This is a genomic window from Rouxiella silvae, from assembly GCF_002093625.1.
Taxonomy (GTDB): Bacteria; Pseudomonadota; Gammaproteobacteria; order Enterobacterales; family Enterobacteriaceae; genus Rouxiella; species Rouxiella silvae.
The window spans coordinates 15548-34539 of the sequence record NZ_MRWD01000014.1; the positions used below are offsets into that span (position 1 = coordinate 15548).

The following is an 18992-nucleotide window of genomic DNA, read 5'->3' on the forward strand; positions in this document are numbered from 1 at the left end:
GTTGGCTCATAGTATAGAGGGTTCGAGGGAGGGAAACCAATCAAAAATTAGCAGCGTGCGCAAGAGAATAGGCTTATCTGCGGCTTTGTTGCGCAATCGTTCAAAAGCCGGCATCGATTGCTAACAAACGCCAAGTAACTATTAACAATTTGAAATTGGAGTAAACGACAGGGTCATAAGATGAACCATAGCGAGGGGAAGGGGTACATCATGCAGTAAAGGGAAATACAGATAGAGTCAGGAAAAGTCAGGGTATAAGAAGGTAGTGAATAATCGGTTACGGGAGTCTATGAGATTTTAGAGGTCATGCGATTTGCATTGGTGCGTCCGAGTGGACTCGAACCACCGACCCCCACCATGTCAAGGTGGTGCTCTAACCAACTGAGCTACGGACGCACATCATGCAATTTTTGAAGCCTGAGATATTTGGTGCGTCCGAGTGGACTCGAACCACCGACCCCCACCATGTCAAGGTGGTGCTCTAACCAACTGAGCTACGGACGCACATCATGCAATTTTTGAAGCCTGAGATATTTGGTGCGTCCGAGTGGACTCGAACCACCGACCCCCACCATGTCAAGGTGGTGCTCTAACCAACTGAGCTACGGACGCATCGTTATCTCTGTCTGCCAGTCTGGCAGCGGGGACGAATATTAACGGCCTACCGGAGTGCTGGCAAGGGAAAAAATGCATTTTAATGACATATTGCAGCTGATTGCTGCGTGAGTGCTCATTGCGTTGATTTTTTGCACATTAATTGCGGTGCGCTGCTTATAAACAGCACACCGAGGGGCGGGGATAAATGGGATGGCACTAGCGTCCTGCGCGCTGCAAAATTGAGAATGAAGACTGTTTTTGTATCCAGCGCACGCGCCACGACATCATGGTGGCCGCAAACGTCAATCCAATGATAAACCCGCACCAGAATCCGCTGGGGCCCATCGCTGGAACCAGATAGTCGGTGAGCGCCAGCAGATATCCGATTGGCAATCCCAAAATCCAGTAAGCGGTAAAGGTGATGTAAAATATCGAGCGGGTATCTTTGTAGCCGCGTAGCACGCCACTGCTTATTACCTGTACGGCATCAGAAATTTGGAAGATAGCCGCAAACAGCATCAGATGCGAGGCGAGGGTAACCACTTCAGGATTGTCATTATAAAGCTGCGCGATATGAACGCGAAAAATAACGGCAAGAGTGGCAATAATACAGGCCATCGCAATGCCGGTTGCCACGCTGGTTCGGGCCGACACCTTAGCCCCCTGCGGGTTTGACTCGCCGAGGCGTGAACCAACCCGAATAGTGGCCGCAACGCCGAGCGACAGTGGCACAACAAACATTAATGAACCAACATTGAGAGCGATTTGATGACTTGCCACCGCCACAATGCCCAATGGCGAAACCAGCAGCGCAACGACGGCAAACAGGGTGACCTCGAAAAACAGCGCCAGCGCAACGGGCAAACCCAGCTGCGTCAGGCGCTTAAGCACCTGCCAGTCAGGTTTGGCAAAGGGTTTGGTGGCCACGATATCTCGCAGAGAATAGGTGCGCTTAGTGTAGATGCGCATCATGATGAACATCACCCAGTAAACGGTACCTGTTGCCACGCCGCAGCCCACACCACCGAGTGCTGGGGCGCCAAACTTACCGTAGATGAAAACGTAGTTAACCGGAATATTCACCAGCAGGCCAATAAAGCCAAATACCATGCCGGGTTTGGTTTTCGATAGTCCTTCACACTGATCGCGAAGCACCTGGAAAAACAAATAACCCGGTGCGCCCCACATAATGGCACGCAGATAACCGATCGCCTTCTCTTTAAGCAGAGGGTCGATGTTGTGCATCAGGCCAATCATCAGGTCACAGTGATAAATAACCACCATCACCAGCACTGAAACGCCACCGGCTAACCAAAAACCTTGCTGAACCTGATCGCCTATTTTGTCTCGTCGACCCGCGCCGTTCAGATGCGCGACAGTGGGCGTTAATGACAATAAAAGACCGTGACCAAACAGTATGGCTGGCAGCCATATTGATGTGCCGACGGCAACCGCAGCCATATCGGTAGCGCTGACTGATCCTGCCATAATGGTGTCAACAACACCCATCGAGGTTTGAGCAATTTGAGCCAAGATAACAGGGATAGCGAGAGCCAATAAACTACGCGCTTCTGTAAGGTACTTCTGCACGCATACACCTTTTTATAATGATTAAGAAACCAAAAAAGCCACCCGAGGGTGACGATAATATACTGAGTAATAGTCGAAAGATTGTACCTCGTCATGCTTTTTAAGCAAATCGCATGCTGAAATTTCATGAACTGCCGCAGTTATAGTATTTAGTATATTCAGTGTTTATGACATTTCTTTCGCGTAGCTTGAATGTGGGTCTGTTGTTTGGGGTTCGCGTGCTTTCTTCGGTTCTTGAATTTGGCTTTCACGTCAATCTGCGGCAAACTTATCGATATTATATTTTCGAATTTTAATTGAATTGAAGAGGCACGCCTTATGTTTACCGGAATAGTACAGGGCACTGGCACTCTGGTGTCCGTTGTCGAGAAACCTAACTTCAGAACGCATGTGGTTAAAATGCCCGCCGAGATGCTGCCAAATCTGGTGCTGGGCGCTTCGGTTGCCCACAACGGCTGTTGTTTGACGGTAACCAAGGTTGAAAATGACTTGGTTAGTTTTGATTTAATTAAAGAGACGCTGCGTCTGACCAACCTGGGTGACCTCGAGGTTGGGGACGAAGTTAATCTGGAGCGCGCGGCGAGCTTTAATGATGAAATTGGTGGGCATCTCATGTCGGGCCACATTGTTTGCACCGCAGAAGTTCAAAAAATTCTGACGTCAGAAAATAACCGTCAAATATGGTTCCGCCTGCCGCATGCGGATTACATGAAGTATATCTTGCACAAAGGTTATATCGGCATTGACGGTATCAGCTTGACGGTCGGAGAAGTGACCAGCAGCCGTTTTTGTGTGCATCTTATTCCTGAAACGTTGGAACGAACTACGCTGGGAGCAAAACGTCTGGGTGATAAAATCAATATTGAAATTGACCCACAGACGCAGGCCATTGTCGATACCGTGGAGCGCGTACTCGCCAGTCGAGAAGCTGCGATGGCCGCCGCTGCCGCCTTGGCCGAACAGCCTAAATAAGGCAAACCTGATATCAATAACGTGCTGAAATTGACACTTGTTGCGCTATTCGTCGTGTAAAAAAGCACAGTCAGTACGTTAAATATAAAAAGCCGAAAACAATAAAATTTGTTTTCGGCTTTTTAGTATTTAAATCTTGTTAGCCAAGAAACTCAGCGCGGTACGCGAATGCCACCCTCAACGCCGTTAGGGCTGAGCACCACCTGCCATAGCTGAATATCGCGCGCACGGAATGCACCTGCGCAAGCGTTCAGATAATAGGTGAACATGCGGTAGAACCGGTCGGAATAATTGTCTGCGATAGTAGGCCATGACTCTAGGAAACGGTCATACCAGGCCATTAATGTTCTGTCGTAGTCTGAGCCGATATTGTGCCAGTCCTCCATCACGAATAATCCCTCGGTGGTCTGCGCAATATGTTTCACCGACGGCAAACAGCCGTTGGGGAATATATATTTATCAATCCAAGGGTCAACGTTGAGATCGGTTCTATTGGCACCAATCGTGTGCAACAGGAAAAGGCCATCAGGTTTAATATTCCGTTTCACCACGTCGAAATAGGTTTGGTAATTTTTGGGTCCAACGTGTTCAAACATACCGACGGAAACGATTCTGTCGAACTGATCGTTTAAGTCACGATAGTCCTGAAGCAAGATAGTGACGTCTAGGCCTTCGCAGCGTTGCTGAGCCATTTTTTGCTGTTCGGCAGAAATAGTGACACCAAAAACGCTCACGCCGTAGTTTCGAGCGGCATATTCCGCCAAACCACCCCAACCGCAGCCAATATCAAGCAAACGTTGCCCAGGTTGCAGTTGCAGCTTATCGCAAATCATTTTTAATTTGGCTTCTTGCGCCTGCTCGAGCGTCGTGGCGTCTTTCCAATATGCACAGGAATATTGCATAAACGGATCGAGCATTTTACTAAACAGGTCATTACCGAGGTCGTAGTGTTCTTTACCCACAATCCACGCGCGTTTGCGAGATTGCAGGTTGGTCAGTCGGGCCGCAGCAATGCGCAACGTATCTTTGAGATGATGCGGGAGTTTATCTTCAAGCCCCGCCTCAACGACCCGATGAAAGAACATGTCTAATCTTTCACATTCCCACCAGCCGTCCATATAACTCTCGCCGAGGCCGAGAGAGCCATCCTGAAGCACGCGCTTAAAAAAATCGGGATTTTTTACTTTAATGTCAAAAGGGCGGGTTCCATTAACTTCAATGCCTGCCATCGTTAACATTTCGCTCGCGATTCGGTACCAATGATTGTCTTGAATACTCAAGTCTTCTACACACGATGAACTCATAGCTTCTCCATCACTTTCTCTTCTGACTTATTAACCTGCTTAAAAAGCAACGGCCATTTGCAGGTCTTTATGAGAACAGGCGGTTTATCCACCTTGTCTGAAATATGACTATGAACAGAGGAAAATACAGAGGACACCTGACGATAATTCGCCGCGGTGAAAGCATCCTTGCACTAAAAATGTGACGCGTTTCGCGCGCCTAAAAGTTACTGTGATAAAAGTTTTGTAAAAGTGATATTTTATTATGTTGTTTTGAGTATAAGCTCGCCTGCGCGCATTCTCAATATTAAATCGCCGCAGGCGCATCTATTGTTCAAGTTATTGTAACGCAAGGGTATTATTGCAATCAGTTAGCATGCTCTGCTTCTGGATGTCCAGACTTCTCTTCCTTGGCCGAAAGCGTCAAAAGAAAATATCCGATCCCGACAAGTCCAACCGTCGACAGCATTACCGTCACCGTAGAGAACAACGGCTGCTCGATAAATGCAGAAACCATCATGCTGGCGAAAAAACACAATCCTAACTGTAGCGTATTTTGCAATGCCGCAGCCTTGCCTGTATTGGCAGGAAATGCCATTAGCGCATTTGCCACGACAATTGGGTAACAAGCACCATTAACTAACGCCATCAGACAGAATGGGATTAACAGGCTTAGCAGTGTGGCCTGCGTCAATGTCGCAATAAAATAAAGTGATACGACGCTTACAGCATAGCCCACTAATAGCCAAGGCAGTAGGCGGGTGCCTTCAATTTTACTGATGACCATTCTGCAGCCGTAACCACCTAATAAAAAGGCTATTGTTTGAGGGACATAGCTAAGGCCAATGGCTGAGGGTCCATATCCCATTTCGCTCAAAATAAAAGGGGAGCCGGTCAACCAGGCAAAAAAACCGGCCGATGAGGCGGAGTAAATCAGCACGTTACCGGTATAGACACGCGATGACAGCATGGCGGTAAGCCCACTTTGTGGCTGTAGCTTCTCGGCAATCGATTTTTTAGTTTCCCGCAGGGTGAAAGTAAACATCAGCAATAGCGCACTGATAACCAGCAGCAGCGCGAAAATCACCCGCCAGTTAAAATGGTTAAGCACCCAGGCACCCACCAGCGGTGCGAGGGCAGGGGAAAGCGCTACCAACGGCATGATGCTGGCAAAAGTGCGTTTCGCAACCGATGCGGAGTAACGGTCAACTACCAGTGCCTGCCAGCTTACCGCCGCCGCACATACCCCAACAGCCTGCATAAAGCGCAGCACCAGCAGCAACTCGGTGCTCTGCACCCAAATCATGCCAAGACAACTGATCGAAAAGAGGCTCAGGCCGGCGAGTAAAATCGGTTTTCGGCCAAAACGGTCGGAGAGTGGACCCCAAAACAGTTGTGCGGCGGCAAAGCCGGCCAGGAAAATGCTCAGGCTCGAACTGATCGCGCTGGCAGAGGTGCTGAGGTTATCTTGCATCTCGCTGAATGCCGGTAAATACATGTCAGTTGCCAGAAAGCCGAGCATGCTCAGCCCGGCAAGGTAGAGTAAAAAGCCAAATGAGGGTTTCATGATGTTCTCTTATATTACGAAAAAGTAGCCAAAAGTGTTGTAGGGGTGTTGCCAGGGGCGCAGTGTATCTGCTTGGCTTGTGGGTTGTGAAACGTTAATATTTGCACCACGGGATGAAAAAAATTGAAAGCAAGAGGGCGGCACTTATGAGGTATAAAGCGGGTGGCAGCAATGTGGTCTGAATATTCTCTGGAAGTGGTAGACGCCGTGGCCCGCAATGGCAGCTTTACCGCCGCTGCGCAAGAGCTTAATCGCGTGCCTTCAGCCATCAGTTATCAGGTGCGGCAGTTGGAAGAGTGGCTGGCCGTTCCGCTGTTTGAGCGCCGTCACCGTGACGTGGAGTTAACCCCTGCTGGCCGTATTTTTGTCGAAGAAGCCCGCGTGCTTATCAAAAAAATGATATCAACTCGTCGTCAGTGTCAGCAAGTGGCCAACGGTTGGAGCGGGCAGCTGCGTGTGGCGGTAGACCGTATCGTCAAGCCCGATCGCGTACGGCAGTTGGTGGTTGATTTCTATCGAGTATTTCCTGATACCGAGCTGTTGATTCAGGGTGAGGTATTTAACGGGGTATGGGACGCTTTGGCAGACGATCGTGCTGACGTGGCAATTGGCGCAACCAGCGCGGTGCCAGTCGGCGGGCGTTTCAGCTTTCGCGATATGGGCACGCTGCCGTGGCACTGCGTGGTGAGTGCCCAGCATCCGCTGGCTGCTCACCAAGGCGCATTAAACGATGAAGCCCTGCGCCCTTATCCTGCACTATGTATTGAAGACACTTCAAGAAGTCTACCCAAAAGGGATACTTGGACACTCGATAACCAGCGCCGCCTGGTGGTCCCAGACTGGACCTGTGCCATTGACTGCCTGAGTGAAGGGTTGTGCGTTGGCATGCTGCCGGTGCACATGGTTGAGTCGTGGATAGCACAAAAAAAACTGGTGGTGCTTGAGTTGGCCAACAGCTTTCCGGAAAGCCCGTGCTGCCTGACCTGGGATCAGCGCAACCATTCCCTGGCGCTAGACTGGCTGCTTAACTACCTTGGGGAAAGTGAGACGTTGAACCAAGAATGGCTGCGCTAAAGAAACGTTGCCCTTGACGCGGATGAGGGCCAGCGTAAAGGGCAAGTTAAGTTAAAGGTATTAACGGCGATAGTCGAGGTAAGGACCATCGGCCACCGAGCGCCTTTCAACCAGCTTAGGCTTGACCTCAATGGTTTGCTGTATTTCGCGCTTGCTGATAATGCGGTCAAGCAGCATGGTGAAGGCCATTTCGCCCAGGCGTTCTTTCGGTTGATGAATCGTGGTGAGCGCCGGTGAAAAATAACGTGCATTGCGAACGTTATCATAACCAATGACTGAAATGTCCTGAGGAACGCGCAGGCCCATTTCGTCTGCGGCACAGATGGCACCCATCGCCATGACGTCGCCGCCGCAGAATACCGCGGTAGGGCGCTGCTTCTGGTTAAGAATTTTTTGCATCGCCTGATAGCCGGATTCGGGTTCGAAATCGCCCTGAACTACCCACTCGTCTCGTACTTCAATGTTGGCTTCGTTTAACGCTTTCAGGAAACCACGGTAGCGGCCACCGCCGGTGTTGCGGTTAAGTTGGCCAGGTATGGCGCCAATATCCCGATGACCGCGTTCAATCAGGTAGCGACCCGCCAGATAACCGCCCTCAAATGCGTTATCAATGATGGAGTCGGTGAAGTCGTTTTGCGCTTCGCCCCAGTCCATCACAACCATTGGAATAGAGCGGTACTCTTCCAGCATGGCAAGGAGTTCAGCGGGATATTCTGCACACATTACCAGCAGGCCATCGACGCGTTTTTGCGCCAGCATAGCGAGATAGGCAGTCTGTTTTTCAAAATCATTATGCGAATTACACAAAATCAGCGTGTAGCCTTTGGCGAAGCAGCTATTTTCTACCGCTTCAATAACTTCAGCAAAATAGGGCGCTTCACTTGAGGTTGCCAGCAGGCCGATTGATTTGGTGTTATTAACCTTCAGGCTACGCGCGACGGCACTGGGAGAATAATGCAAATCCTTGATAGCGGCGCGAACAGCAGCTTTGGTTTCTTCGGCGACGAATCGGGTTTTATTGATGACGTGCGACACGGTTGTAGTCGAAACACCGGCGCGCTTAGCGACATCTTTTATCGTGGCCATGTAAAAATCACTCCTGAACTAACCATTTTCAGCACGTTAGTTTTTTGTTAATCGTTTGCCTGCGTGCATTCAACTGCATAAATCATTTTAAGCAGTCAAATCGTTGGATGGTTCCAGAAAGGCCTGAAAGAAGCGTCGGGCAACTACGACCGGGCACACAGCGTGGTAACCGCTAATTTTCTCTTATAACTCAAAAAAGGGAAAGCCAAATTTTTGCTTTAGAGTAAAGTGATAGTGTTGTGTACTTTCTAAGTGGACGTTTTGGCGTGATTTAGGCAGAATAAGATGGCATACAAAATGTAGGGCTTTTACCCCTTTTATCTCGTAAGGAGTTTACGTGGATACGAACCTGAAATATTCATTAATGACCGTAGTCTGCGCACTCGCGATGATTGTTGCTTTTAGCTTCACGGCAGTCATGCATTAATTGTTTGAGTGCAAGAACGGAAAAGGGCGATTTCTTATCACAGAAATCGCCCTTTTCTATTTTACCAAAACGACGCACCGTTTTAGTCTCAAACCATTCGTTAAATGCTATTCACAGGTTTCAGCGAGAAATCATTATTTAACGAATCGTTTTTGGCGTCATTACCCGGCGAGCACCCACATAGTGGTCTTGCCAGTAGTTATCTGCCAGATAACTGATTTTAATCTCTTCACCGGTACGCGGTGACTGAATAAATTTGCCGTTGCCGAGATAAACGCCTACGTGATCTGCTGCGCCGCGTTTGGTAATTCTAAAGAACACCAGATCGCCTGATTCGAGCTCACCGCGTGCAACCGGTGCCGCATCGCGTAAATGGTACATCTCATTGGCGGTGCGAGGCATTTTGATTCGCATTAAATCTTTGTAGGCATAATAGACCAAACCGCTGCAATCAAATCCGGTGTTGGGTGAAGTGCCACCCCAGCGATAAGGTTTGCCGACTTGGTGCATCAGCTTGTTCATCGCGGTCTCTTTCGCGTGCAGATATTTCTTCTTATGTGCTGCGCTTAACGTAAGCGGTGCACAGGACTCTGTTTTTGCCTGGTGCTTACGGTGTCGCCCGTAGGCTTTTTTCGGTTCTTTCGCACAGACCACGTTGGCGGTGCTGGCAAGAGACGTTGTAATGTTTTTAATTTCTCGTTTCGGCTTTTCAGCCTGATGTTTCGCCAGCTTTCGGCTGACCGGCTTTTCGGCCTTGTGTCTTACCAACTTAGTGCTGGTAGGGTGTTTAGCAGCAATCTTCGTCTTGCTATGCACCTTTTCTTTTGTCTTACTGTGTTCTTTTGCTTTTGATTGTTCTTTTACCGGAACAACTTTGGTCTTTTTATTGCTTCTGGCAACGACCTTTCGCTTTCGTCGTTCATCAGGCTTAGCCTGACTCACGTGCGTCTCAGCTTGCTTTGCAGAAATGCGGCTGCTTGGCGAAGCATGCGCCAAATTCAAAAAAAGCTGGGTAAACAGCAGCACAAAAAGCGTAAACATTAAACGCATGGCGTCGCTACCAATATTAGGCCGAAGTTAAACATCAAAAGATGTCCCAGTATTCCCCAAAAGCGGGAGACAAAACAGCACGAATTGCTTCGATTCTAATTCATATTGTGAGTAAAAGTTAATAACTTTTTTTTTGGGCGAAATATAAGCTATATCGCTGAAAAATTAACCTAGATTCAGAGGGTTAAACTCACCTTACCTAAAGGATCTTGTCAAGATCGTTTGGGTTAAAGTCACAGAATAAAAATGTTATTCTGTATGAATGTTTAATTTTGCACTGTTTTGCCAATCAGGGATACTATCACCGACATTACGGTGATGCATCAAGTTAGGCTTATTTAGCGTGTAAAGACCCTACAAAAAATGACGTTTTTATCTGAGTGCTGCCCTCGTTACAATGGCAGACAGTTGATCAGGTTTTTCCCGATTTAAGCTTTTGCGACATAAATACGACGTAACAGCCAATTAATGGCTTGAGGAAGCAAAAAATGACCACCACTATTGAAAAAATCCAACAACAGGTTTCCGAGAACCCAATTCTTCTTTATATGAAAGGCTCTCCTAAACTGCCAAGCTGCGGTTTCTCTGCACAGGCCGTTCAGGCGCTGTCAGCCTGCGGCGAGCGTTTCGCCTATGTCGATATCCTGCAAAACCCGGATATCCGTGCAGAAATGCCAAAATTCGCTAACTGGCCAACCTTCCCACAGCTGTGGGTTGACGGTGAGCTGGTCGGCGGCTGCGATATCGTCATCGAAATGTATCAGCGTGGCGAACTTCAGCAGTTGATCAAAGAAACGGCCGAGAAATACAAATCTCAGGAAGAGCAGCCAGAATAAGCCGTCTCGATTCTGATAAAGAACGGCCAGGATAGCTGCTTTTCAGATTAATGAAGAACCCCACTTTTGCGTGGGGTTTTTTTTTAGTACTGTTCCGGAAACTGTACCGAAATGCTTCTGTACGGCCTTACATTATATCGAGTGTTAAATTACATCCTCAGGAGAGCACACCGATGAATCCCGGACATTTCGATTTGCAGTCGCTGCGCATTTTCCTATTGGCTGCCGAAGCTGGAAGTCTGACTAAGGCGGCATCACAGGCGCATATTACTCTCTCTGCCGCCAGTAAGCGCCTCGCCGAACTTGAGAAAAATGCCGAATGTCGACTGTTCGTCAGGCAGCCGCGAGGACTTGAATTGACACCAGCAGGACAGGGATTGGTCAAGCATGCTCGCAGAGTGCTTGATGCGGTTAACACCATGGCGAGTGAGCTGAGTGACTATGCCTCGGGCGTGATGGGGCACGTAAGAATTTCGGCAAACGTCTCGGCGGTAATTCAATTTCTCCCGGATGACCTCGCGTTGTTTCTTTCACAAAACCCCAAGTTGCGCATCAATCTGGAAGAGGCGCTCAGTGGTTCGATCGTTGAGGCGGTAGAGAACGGTCATACCGATATTGGCATTTTTGCCGATAATGTCGCGGTCAACAGTCTTGAAATCAGGCCTTACCGTAAAGACCGGCTGGTGGTGCTGGTGCCTGCGGGGCATCCACTCAGTAAGGTGCGTACGATAAAATTTGTTGAAACCCTTCGCTATAATTTTGTCGGCCTCAACCTGGGTAGCTCACTGCTCAGACGCATTACAGATGAGGCGGTCAGTGCGGGCAAAGTGCTCAAAGTAAATATTCAGGTCACCAGCTTTGATGCCGTATGCAGAATGATTCAGGCTGGACTCGGCATCGGTATTCTTCCCATCGATGCCATCAGCCCGGGCCTGCTTGGTCACTCACTGCAGGCGATAAGCCTTGAAGATGATTGGGCCAATCGCACCCTCTTTTTAGGTATCAATACTGAAACACCGCTTCAGCCCGAAGCACAAAAGCTTTATGATTTTTTGAGTTCGATCGCAGAAATCAACAACGCCTCTTAGACATTATTGTTTCCATGCTCTACATCCATTCATCACGATCTCATTTTTTATTGATTTAAAAACAGTAAGTAATGGAAATTACTTATTGATAAAACACGGCTGACTTTCTTTTTTGGAAAGGGTTGATGATGAAAGGTAAATTTTAAAGCCTCTATTTTCATCCGATGCTTCCTCTACCGCAGTAATCATCGGGAGAAGAATATGACGTTGCCGTTAGAAGGTTTACGCGTTGTCGAAATGGGGCAACTGATAGCTGGCCCTCTGGCAGGACGAATGCTTGCCGATTTTGGCGCGGAAGTGATTAAAATTGAAGCACCCGAAAAAGGGGATCCTCTTAGGAAATGGCGAATGCTGCACCAAGGAACCTCTGTTTGGTGGGCGGTACAATCGCGAAACAAGCGTTCAATCACGCTGGATCTAAAACAGCCCGAAGGTCAGAAAATTGCGCTCGACCTGCTGAGTAAAGCCGATATTCTGATTGAAAATTTTCGACCAGGCACGTTGGAAAAATGGGGTATGAGCTGGGAAACACTGCACCAGCTCAATCCTAAGCTGGTGGTATTGAGTGTTTCTGGCTATGGACAAACAGGTCCGTACCGCGACCGCCCAGGCTTTGGTGTCATCGGTGAGGCGATGGGTGGCCTTCGTTTTCTCTCTGCCGAACCGGGACGCACGCCGGTTCGCGTCGGCATTTCCATCGGGGATTCACTTTCCGCGCTGCACGGCGTCATTGGTATTCTGCTGGCTTTGCGGCATCGCGAGCAGGGTGGACAAGGTCAGCAAATTGACGTCGCGCTCTATGAATCGGTCTTCAATATGATGGAGAGCCTGATCCCCGAATATTCGGCTTTCAATCATATTCGCCAGCCCGCTGGCAGCAGTTTGCCGGGTATCGCCCCCACCAATGCGTATAAATGCCGAGACGGCAAGTATGCGTTGATTGCTGGAAACGGCGACACTATCTTCCAGCGGCTGATGCAGGTCATTAACCGCAGCGATTTGGCCATCGATCCGGCGCTGGCCCATAACGATGGCAGAGTTGCTCAGGTCGAAAAACTCGATGCGGCTATTTCTGAATGGGCATCAAATTACAATTTACATGAAGTTCTGGCCTCTTTGCATGAGGGGGGGATCCCCGCCGGTAAAATTTATGATGCCTCCGACATTGCTCGCGACCCACACTATCAGGCGCGTGACATGCTGCTACAGGGCACACTGAGTGACGGCACACCGGTCACTTTGCCGGGTATTGTGCCAAAACTGCTTTCAACGCCCGGGAGTGTCAGGACACCGGCACCGGCCCTTGGTGAGCACACCGACGAAGTTCTTGATGAGTTGGGCATTGAGCAATCAATCCGTCATCAATGGCGCGCGCGCGGCATAATTTAGGGGCAGGATATGGGTCTGACTAATACAAAAATATTTATTCAGGAAGTATCGCCGCGTGACGGTCTACAAAACGAGGCTGTTTTTGTAGAAACCGAAGAAAAAGTTAAGCTGATTAATCAACTCGGCGACTGCGGGTTTGCGAAAGTTGAAGTCACCTCGTTTACCTCGCCGAAAGCCATCCCCGCCCTGCGGGATGCTGAAGAGGTGATGAAGCAGATCGTCAGAAATCCACGGGTCGATTATACGGTGCTGGTGCCAAACGTTAGGGGGGCTGAACGTGCTATGGCCTGCAATATCGACGAAGCCAATCTGGTGATGTCGGCCAGCGAAAGCCATAACTTAGTGAATTTGCGGATGTCGCGCAGTGATTCTATGCGCCAACTTAAGCAGATCATTGATGAACTGTCGGGCACCGATATTGCTATCAACGTGTCACTGTCGTCGGTGTTTGGCTGCCCGATAGAGGGGAACATACAAGAAGAAGAAATTCTCAGATTAACTGATTTTTTCGCCAGTCAAAACGTGCGCGGCATTACGCTGTGCGACACGACCGGCATGGCATATCCCACTCAGGTCGAACGTGTGTGTTCGCTGATGAAGCGGCGGTTTCCACAGCTGGAATTGACACTGCATTTTCACGATACCCGAGGAATGGCGCTAGCCAACAGCCTTGCGGGGTTAAATCAGGGAATAAACAGATTCGATGCATCGCTGGGCGGTCTGGGGGGATGTCCTTATGCGCCGGGAGCCAGCGGCAATGTGTGTACCGAAGATATGGTGCATATGTTTGAGCTAATGGGTTTACGTACCGGGGTGGACGTCGTCAGGTTGCTCAGTATTGTAAAAACGCTGCCGCAACTTATTGGACACCCCACCTGGGGTAATATTTCAAAAGCAGGGCGGCGGTTGGATTTACATCCTATGCCATCGTCTCTAAATCAGGATTTTACTCATTCATTGACGCAACATAAGAGTACAACATGATAAATCATCTCGATCATTTGGTATTAACCACCCGCGACGTGAAGGCGTGTGTCGATTTTTATACCCGAGTATTAGGTTTTACACTTGAACATTTCGGGGGGAATAGATTAGCGCTGAAATTTGGTGAGCAAAAAATAAATATTCATGAGTATGGTAAAGAGATTGAACCCAAAGCACATCTGCCGGTTCCCGGATCTCTCGATCTGTGTTTTATCGCTTCATTGCCTATTGAACAGGTTCAACTAAAAATAGAAAACCAGCATTGGCCGATTCTTGAGGGGCCTGTAAATAGAACCGGCGCGCGGGGGCCGATTATTTCATTATATTTGCGAGACCCGGATTTAAACCTGATAGAAATATCACGTTATAGTACTCAATCTTCCTTGGGGGAATAAAAATGAAAATAGTCACCCTGGATGCCGGTACGTTACCTACAGCGCTGTTAAAACCTACGTGGTGCGATAACTGGGTTTATTTAGAAAGAACCACGGAGGAAGATATTGTCAATGCGCTTGCCGGAGCTGAAATTGCGATTACCAACAAAGTGCCTCTCAGAGCTGAAACTCTGCGTGGTCTTCCTGCGCTGAGATATATCTGCGTAGCCGCAACGGGATACGATTGTGTCGATATCGATTACTGCCGTGAGAAGGGTATCGCAGTGAGTAATGTACCGGGGTATTCAACGCAAAGCGTGGCTGAATCGGTGATCGGATCAATTTTTGCCTTACGCCGGCGTTTAATCGAATACCAGCTCGCGGCCGTTAACGAATGGTCAGAGGCGGGTCAATTTTGTTTGCATAAACAGCCTATTGGTAGCGTACAGCAGGCTACGCTCGGGATTGTAGGTAAAGGTGAAATTGGCAGAGCGGTGGCACGCATGGCTAATGCACTGGGCATGGAGGCTATTTTTGCCGAGCATAAAGGGGCCGAAGTCATTCGAGAAGGGTATCGCCGATTTGAAGAGGTGATTGCAGAAAGCGATATTCTGACCTTGCACTGTCCTTTAACGCCAATGACGAAAAACCTGATCGATGGTGCCGTAATGGCTAACATGAAAACCAGTGCTTTGCTAATTAATACGGCCCGCGGTGCGTTGATTGACGAAGTGGCGCTCGCGGATGCGCTGCGTGCACAAACCCTGGCTGGTGCCGCGCTCGACGTGCTAAGCGCCGAACCGCCACCGCCGTCACATCCCTTGCTCGACGCTTCGCTGGCTAACCTTATTATTACGCCGCATATTGCATGGGCTAATGAAAGTGGATCGATAAATCTAAATAAAGGAATTAATTATAACCTTGCAGGCTACTTTTCAGGAAAAATAAAGAACAGAGTCAACGCATAATAACATCTGGCCTATAAAAAATAAAAACCCTACATCATCCTTCGCAAGAGGGAGTTCACGAGGATATATTATGTCTAAGAACATCGCTACCTCGAATGTAAATAATAAGACCCCGTGGTATAAACACTTATATGTTCAAGTGCTTATTGCTATTATTGTGGGTGTTATCTTTGGACATTTTGCCCCCGATGCGGGGACACAAATGAAACCCTTAGGTGATACCTTTATTAAAGTTATCCGCCTACTTATTGCGCCGATTGTTTTCTGCACTATTGTAAGCGGCATCGCCAATATGAAAAGCCTAAAAAATATTGGCAAGATTGGCATCAAGGCTTTATTGTATTTTGAGATTTTAACCACGCTGGCACTTATTATTGGCCTAGTGAGCGTTAATATAATGCAACCTGGTGCAGGAATGCACATTAATCCTGCGACGCTCGATGCCAAAGCGATTTCTTCCTATACGCAGGCTGCTCACGACCAAAGCGTGGTGGGTTTTCTGACCCATATTATTCCTGAAACGGTTTTCGGTGCCTTTGCCGAGGGTAATATTCTTCAGGTGTTGTTTATCTCGATCCTGTTTGCTTTTGGTTTGCAACTGCTGGGTGACATGGGTAAACCGCTGCTGGCAACCATTGACCTCATTGCGCAGACGTTTTTCCGCATGCTAAAAATTGTTATGTATGTCGCTCCGCTGGGCGCCTTTGGCGGTATGGCTTTTACCATCGCAACCTATGGGTTGGGTTCGCTAGCGGCCTATGGCAATCTGCTGATTTGTTACTATCTGACGGGTTTTATCTTTGTATTTGTCATCCTCAACGCTATCGCAAAAGTGGCGGGCTTTAGCCTGATGCGATTTTTGCGGTACATCCGCGATGAGTTGGTTCTGGTTTTGGGTACTTCCTCGTCAGAATCGGCGCTGCCCCGTTTAATGAACAAGCTTGAGAAATTGGGCTGCGAAAAATCGGTGGTTGGGCTGGTAGTTCCCTCCGGTTACTGTTTTAACCTCGATGGAAGCTGTATCAATATGACCGTGCTGGTGATTTTTATTGCGCAGGCGCTGGATATTCCGCTGACAATCGAGCATCAGATAACCATTCTGTTGGTTCTGCTTCTGACCTCAAAAGGCGCGGCCAGCGTTAGCGGCGGCGCCTTTATTACCCTCGCCGCCACGCTCGGTTCAACCCACAGTGTGCCCGCCGCGGGGTTGGTGCTGGTGTTGGGCGTCTATCGATTTATCTCAGAAGGTGGGGCGTTAATCAACGTTATCGGCAACGGCGTCGCCACGCTGGTAATTTCCCGCTGGAATGGCTCTTTAGACATGAATATTTTGAGAGACGAGCTGGCCTCTGGGCATCGGCCGCAGAGAAAACAAGATATGACGTTAACCGACAGTTATCTTCAGGCAAAGGAGATGGCCAAAACATCGTCGTTGGGCAGGCAGGTTTAGGCTACGTCTGAACAAAATTTTTAACGATTATTGACCGTTCATGGCGGCGGGTCGCGAGGGCCAAACGAGCAACAGGAGCACGTCCGCTAATATCAATATAGCGGACGTTTAAAACCTGAATCTGCGCCACTGAAGCGGGCACCACGGAAATACCCATTTCCGCAGCCACCAGGTTAACCACAGACGATATCTGCGGTGCAATCTGAATGCGGTTAGGCTCAAAGCCCACCGCGCGGCAGCAGGTCATGATTTCGTCAAACAACGACAGCCCAACGGCAGCAGGAAATAAAATAAAGGGTTCATCTTTAAGCTCGAGCAAGTCAACGGATTGCTGATGTGCCAGCGGATGCGTCGCTGGAACCGCGACCTTCATGGGCTCATCCTGCAGGCGATATAAGGTCAAATTTTCAGGGGTGCTAATGCCGGGGCGCATATAGATGACGTCCAGTCGGTTCTCAAGCAGTCCCTCGAGTAGGTACAGCGTGTTGTTTTCCTCAAGATGCAGACGGATCAGCGGCCATGTCCTTTTAAAATCGCGAATTTGCGCCGCCACCGAAGGGTTAAACGCCGCTGAGCTGGTGAATCCTAAACGTAAATCGCCGGTTAATCCTCGCGCCACGCGTTGGGCGGCAATCACGGCTTTCTCTGCACTTTCGACCGATCTTATTGCTTCAAACTGAAACGCTATTCCGGCCGCCGTCAGCTCTACGCCGTGAGAAAGACGGCGGAATAGAGGGGCTCCAACCGTGGCTTCCAGCGCTTTGATCTGCTGGCTAAGCGGGGGCTGGCTTATGTTTAGGCGTAAGGCCGCGCGGGAGAAGTTCAGTTCTTCCGCCACCATCAAAAAATACCGCAAGTGTCTTAATTCCATGATAGTCGCAAAACCTATAGCAGTGGTTAGTGATATATATTGGTAAGTATAACCTTGGCTGCCGATAATATTTGCATGGTTCTTAACGAGTGAGGCTTTCACTCAGGGAAAATATTATGCAAGCTCAACGTCAAAACCCCGCGCAGTCTGCTGAGCAGGGCATTTCACCCGCCACACGCGCCTACTGGTCTGTCAGTGTCGCGCTGTTTTTAGCCGGGTTTTCTACGTTCTCTCTCCTTTACTGTGTTCAACCCTTACTGCCCATTTTTGCTCAGCAATTTCACGTCGGTGCGGCGCAAAGCTCACTCGTGCTGTCGCTAACCACGGCTTTTCTAGCATTGTCGATTATTTTGGTTGGCGCGCTGTCTGAAAACTGGGGACGACGCGAACTGATGTTTATTTCGATGCTGTTGGCGGCCGGGCTGAACGTGGCGGTGGCTTTTGTTCCCGGTTGGCACAGTTTGTTGGTGATAAGGGCAGCCGAGGGCTTTGTGCTTGGCGGCGTTCCTGCGGTGGCGATGGCGTATCTGGCCGAAGAAATAGACGCCAGCGGTCTGGGATTATCAATGGGTATATACGTTGGCGGCACGGCGTTCGGTGGTATGGTTGGCCGCGTGGGTATGAGTTATCTGTATGAACAATTCTCTTGGCAAACGGCCATTATCACCATTGGTGTCATTGACCTTTTTGCTGCGGTGGGATTTTTCATGCTGTTGCCGCCTTCACGGCGTTTTGTGAGACGTAAGAGTTTTGATCTGATTTTCCATCTCGACGCCTGGCGTCAGCATTTGTTAAACACGCGCTTGCCGTGGGTATTTTTGATGGGCTTCGTGGTGATGGGGGTATTCGTGACGATATATAACTATGCCGGATTCCGCCTGATGCAGCGTCCTTATGCGCTTTCACAAACCCAGATTGGCCTGATTTTTACCGCCTATATTTTTGGCATCGCCGCCTCTTCATTGGCGGGTGGCTTAGCCGATAAATTGGGCCGTCGTCAGGTGCTGTTTTACGGCCTATCGATTTCGGTTATTGGTCTGCTTCTGACGTTACTCACCCCTCTATGGCTGATCGTTTTGGGCATCATATTCGTAACCGTCGGCTTTTTTATGACTCACTCAGTGGCCAGCGGTTGGGTCGGACTGCTCGCTCAAGGAAACAAAGGCCATGCTTCTGCGTTGTATTTACTGGCCTATTATCTGGGGTCAAGCGTATTAGGTTCAGCCGGTGGAACGGTCTGGCAACGTTACAGCTGGAACGGCGTCGTGCTGTTTTGCGTTATTTTACTGGTGGTGGGTTTTGCGGCGTCCTGTGCGTTAGGAATAAATAAAAAAGTGACGCATTGAGCCTGGGCGATAAATCGTTATCGTATTGATGTTTAATTAA

At 49.0% G+C, this 18992-nt stretch carries 17 protein-coding genes and 3 tRNA genes; 11 read left to right on the plus strand and 9 right to left on the minus strand.

Going from position 1 to position 18992, the window contains the following annotated elements; genetic code table 11:
- Nucleotides 1-319: 319 nt before the first annotated feature.
- The 4 genes from BS639_RS07585 to BS639_RS07600 form a co-directional block, all read right to left on the minus strand.
- Nucleotides 320-396, minus strand: a tRNA-Val gene (locus tag BS639_RS07585).
- 31 nt (nt 397-427) lie between these two features.
- Nucleotides 428-504: transfer RNA gene (locus tag BS639_RS07590), tRNA-Val, on the minus strand.
- A 31-nt stretch (nt 505-535) separates the two neighbouring features.
- Nucleotides 536-612 (minus strand) — tRNA-Val (locus tag BS639_RS07595).
- Nucleotides 613-813: 201 nt separating this feature from the next.
- Nucleotides 814-2187, minus strand: coding sequence for an MATE family efflux transporter (locus BS639_RS07600; RefSeq protein WP_084982722.1), 1374 nt, complete (start codon nt 2185-2187; stop codon nt 814-816).
- Between the two features lie 318 nt (nt 2188-2505).
- Here BS639_RS07600 and BS639_RS07605 point away from each other — a divergent pair, with 318 nt between their 5' ends.
- Nucleotides 2506-3159, plus strand: a complete 654-nt coding sequence (locus BS639_RS07605; protein WP_084982723.1) for a riboflavin synthase subunit alpha — start codon at nt 2506-2508, stop codon at nt 3157-3159.
- A gap of 152 nt (nt 3160-3311) precedes the next feature.
- On the opposite strand, the gene cfa is transcribed toward BS639_RS07605, so the two are convergent.
- Together cfa and punC are read right to left on the minus strand one after the other, a co-directional pair.
- The gene (gene cfa, locus BS639_RS07610) at nt 3312-4463 is read right to left on the minus strand and encodes a cyclopropane fatty acyl phospholipid synthase (protein ID WP_084982724.1); all 1152 of its coding nucleotides are present in this window, start codon (nt 4461-4463) and stop codon (nt 3312-3314) included.
- Nucleotides 4464-4809: 346 nt separating this feature from the next.
- Entirely contained in the window at nt 4810-6009 is a 1200-nt protein-coding gene (gene punC / locus BS639_RS07615; RefSeq protein WP_084982725.1) for a purine nucleoside transporter PunC, read from the minus strand.
- Nucleotides 6010-6180: 171 nt separating this feature from the next.
- Between punC and punR the strand changes: the two genes are divergently transcribed.
- Nucleotides 6181-7083 carry a DNA-binding transcriptional activator PunR gene (gene punR / locus BS639_RS07620; RefSeq protein WP_084982726.1) on the plus strand — a complete coding sequence of 301 codons (903 nt, stop codon included), beginning with the start codon at nt 6181-6183 and terminating at the stop codon, nt 7081-7083.
- A gap of 60 nt (nt 7084-7143) precedes the next feature.
- Here punR and purR read toward each other — a convergent pair whose 3' ends face one another.
- On the minus strand, nt 7144-8169 hold the full coding sequence (purR, locus tag BS639_RS07625; RefSeq protein WP_084982727.1) for an HTH-type transcriptional repressor PurR: 1026 nt from the start codon (nt 8167-8169) through the stop codon (nt 7144-7146).
- A gap of 337 nt (nt 8170-8506) precedes the next feature.
- Here purR and cydH point away from each other — a divergent pair, with 337 nt between their 5' ends.
- The gene (gene cydH / locus BS639_RS25265; protein ID WP_139804061.1) at nt 8507-8596 is read left to right on the plus strand and encodes a cytochrome bd-I oxidase subunit CydH; all 90 of its coding nucleotides are present in this window, start codon (nt 8507-8509) and stop codon (nt 8594-8596) included.
- A 138-nt stretch (nt 8597-8734) separates the two neighbouring features.
- On the opposite strand, the gene BS639_RS07630 is transcribed toward cydH, so the two are convergent.
- The gene (locus tag BS639_RS07630; RefSeq protein WP_084982729.1) at nt 8735-9646 is read right to left on the minus strand and encodes a C40 family peptidase; all 912 of its coding nucleotides are present in this window, start codon (nt 9644-9646) and stop codon (nt 8735-8737) included.
- Between the two features lie 488 nt (nt 9647-10134).
- Between BS639_RS07630 and BS639_RS07635 the strand changes: the two genes are divergently transcribed.
- The 7 genes from BS639_RS07635 to BS639_RS07665 all read left to right on the plus strand — a co-directional run bounded on the left by BS639_RS07635 (nt 10135) and on the right by BS639_RS07665 (nt 16735).
- A complete protein-coding gene (locus BS639_RS07635; RefSeq protein ID WP_055770254.1) occupies nt 10135-10482 on the plus strand; it encodes a Grx4 family monothiol glutaredoxin in 348 nt (115 codons plus the stop codon).
- A 173-nt stretch (nt 10483-10655) separates the two neighbouring features.
- Nucleotides 10656-11570: a LysR family transcriptional regulator gene (locus BS639_RS07640; RefSeq protein ID WP_084982730.1), complete on the plus strand. Its 915-nt coding sequence runs from the start codon at nt 10656-10658 to the stop codon at nt 11568-11570.
- Between the two features lie 201 nt (nt 11571-11771).
- Nucleotides 11772-12959: a CaiB/BaiF CoA transferase family protein gene (locus tag BS639_RS07645; RefSeq protein ID WP_084982731.1), complete on the plus strand. Its 1188-nt coding sequence runs from the start codon at nt 11772-11774 to the stop codon at nt 12957-12959.
- Nucleotides 12960-12968: 9 nt separating this feature from the next.
- Nucleotides 12969-13943, plus strand: a complete 975-nt coding sequence (locus BS639_RS07650) for a hydroxymethylglutaryl-CoA lyase (RefSeq protein ID WP_084982733.1) — start codon at nt 12969-12971, stop codon at nt 13941-13943.
- A complete protein-coding gene (locus tag BS639_RS07655; RefSeq protein WP_084982734.1) occupies nt 13940-14338 on the plus strand; it encodes a VOC family protein in 399 nt (132 codons plus the stop codon). The genes BS639_RS07650 and BS639_RS07655 overlap by 4 nt, the downstream gene beginning before the upstream one ends.
- Before the next feature lie 2 nt (nt 14339-14340).
- Nucleotides 14341-15285, plus strand: a complete 945-nt coding sequence (locus BS639_RS07660; protein ID WP_084982735.1) for a D-2-hydroxyacid dehydrogenase — start codon at nt 14341-14343, stop codon at nt 15283-15285.
- A 70-nt stretch (nt 15286-15355) separates the two neighbouring features.
- On the plus strand, nt 15356-16735 hold the full coding sequence (locus BS639_RS07665) for a dicarboxylate/amino acid:cation symporter (protein WP_084982736.1): 1380 nt from the start codon (nt 15356-15358) through the stop codon (nt 16733-16735).
- A 1-nt stretch (nt 16736) separates the two neighbouring features.
- Here BS639_RS07665 and BS639_RS07670 read toward each other — a convergent pair whose 3' ends face one another.
- A complete protein-coding gene (locus BS639_RS07670; RefSeq protein WP_084982737.1) occupies nt 16737-17606 on the minus strand; it encodes a LysR family transcriptional regulator in 870 nt (289 codons plus the stop codon).
- A gap of 116 nt (nt 17607-17722) precedes the next feature.
- Between BS639_RS07670 and BS639_RS07675 the strand changes: the two genes are divergently transcribed.
- Nucleotides 17723-18952, plus strand: a complete 1230-nt coding sequence (locus tag BS639_RS07675; RefSeq protein ID WP_084982738.1) for an MFS transporter — start codon at nt 17723-17725, stop codon at nt 18950-18952.
- The last annotated feature ends 40 nt before the right edge of the window (nt 18953-18992 follow it).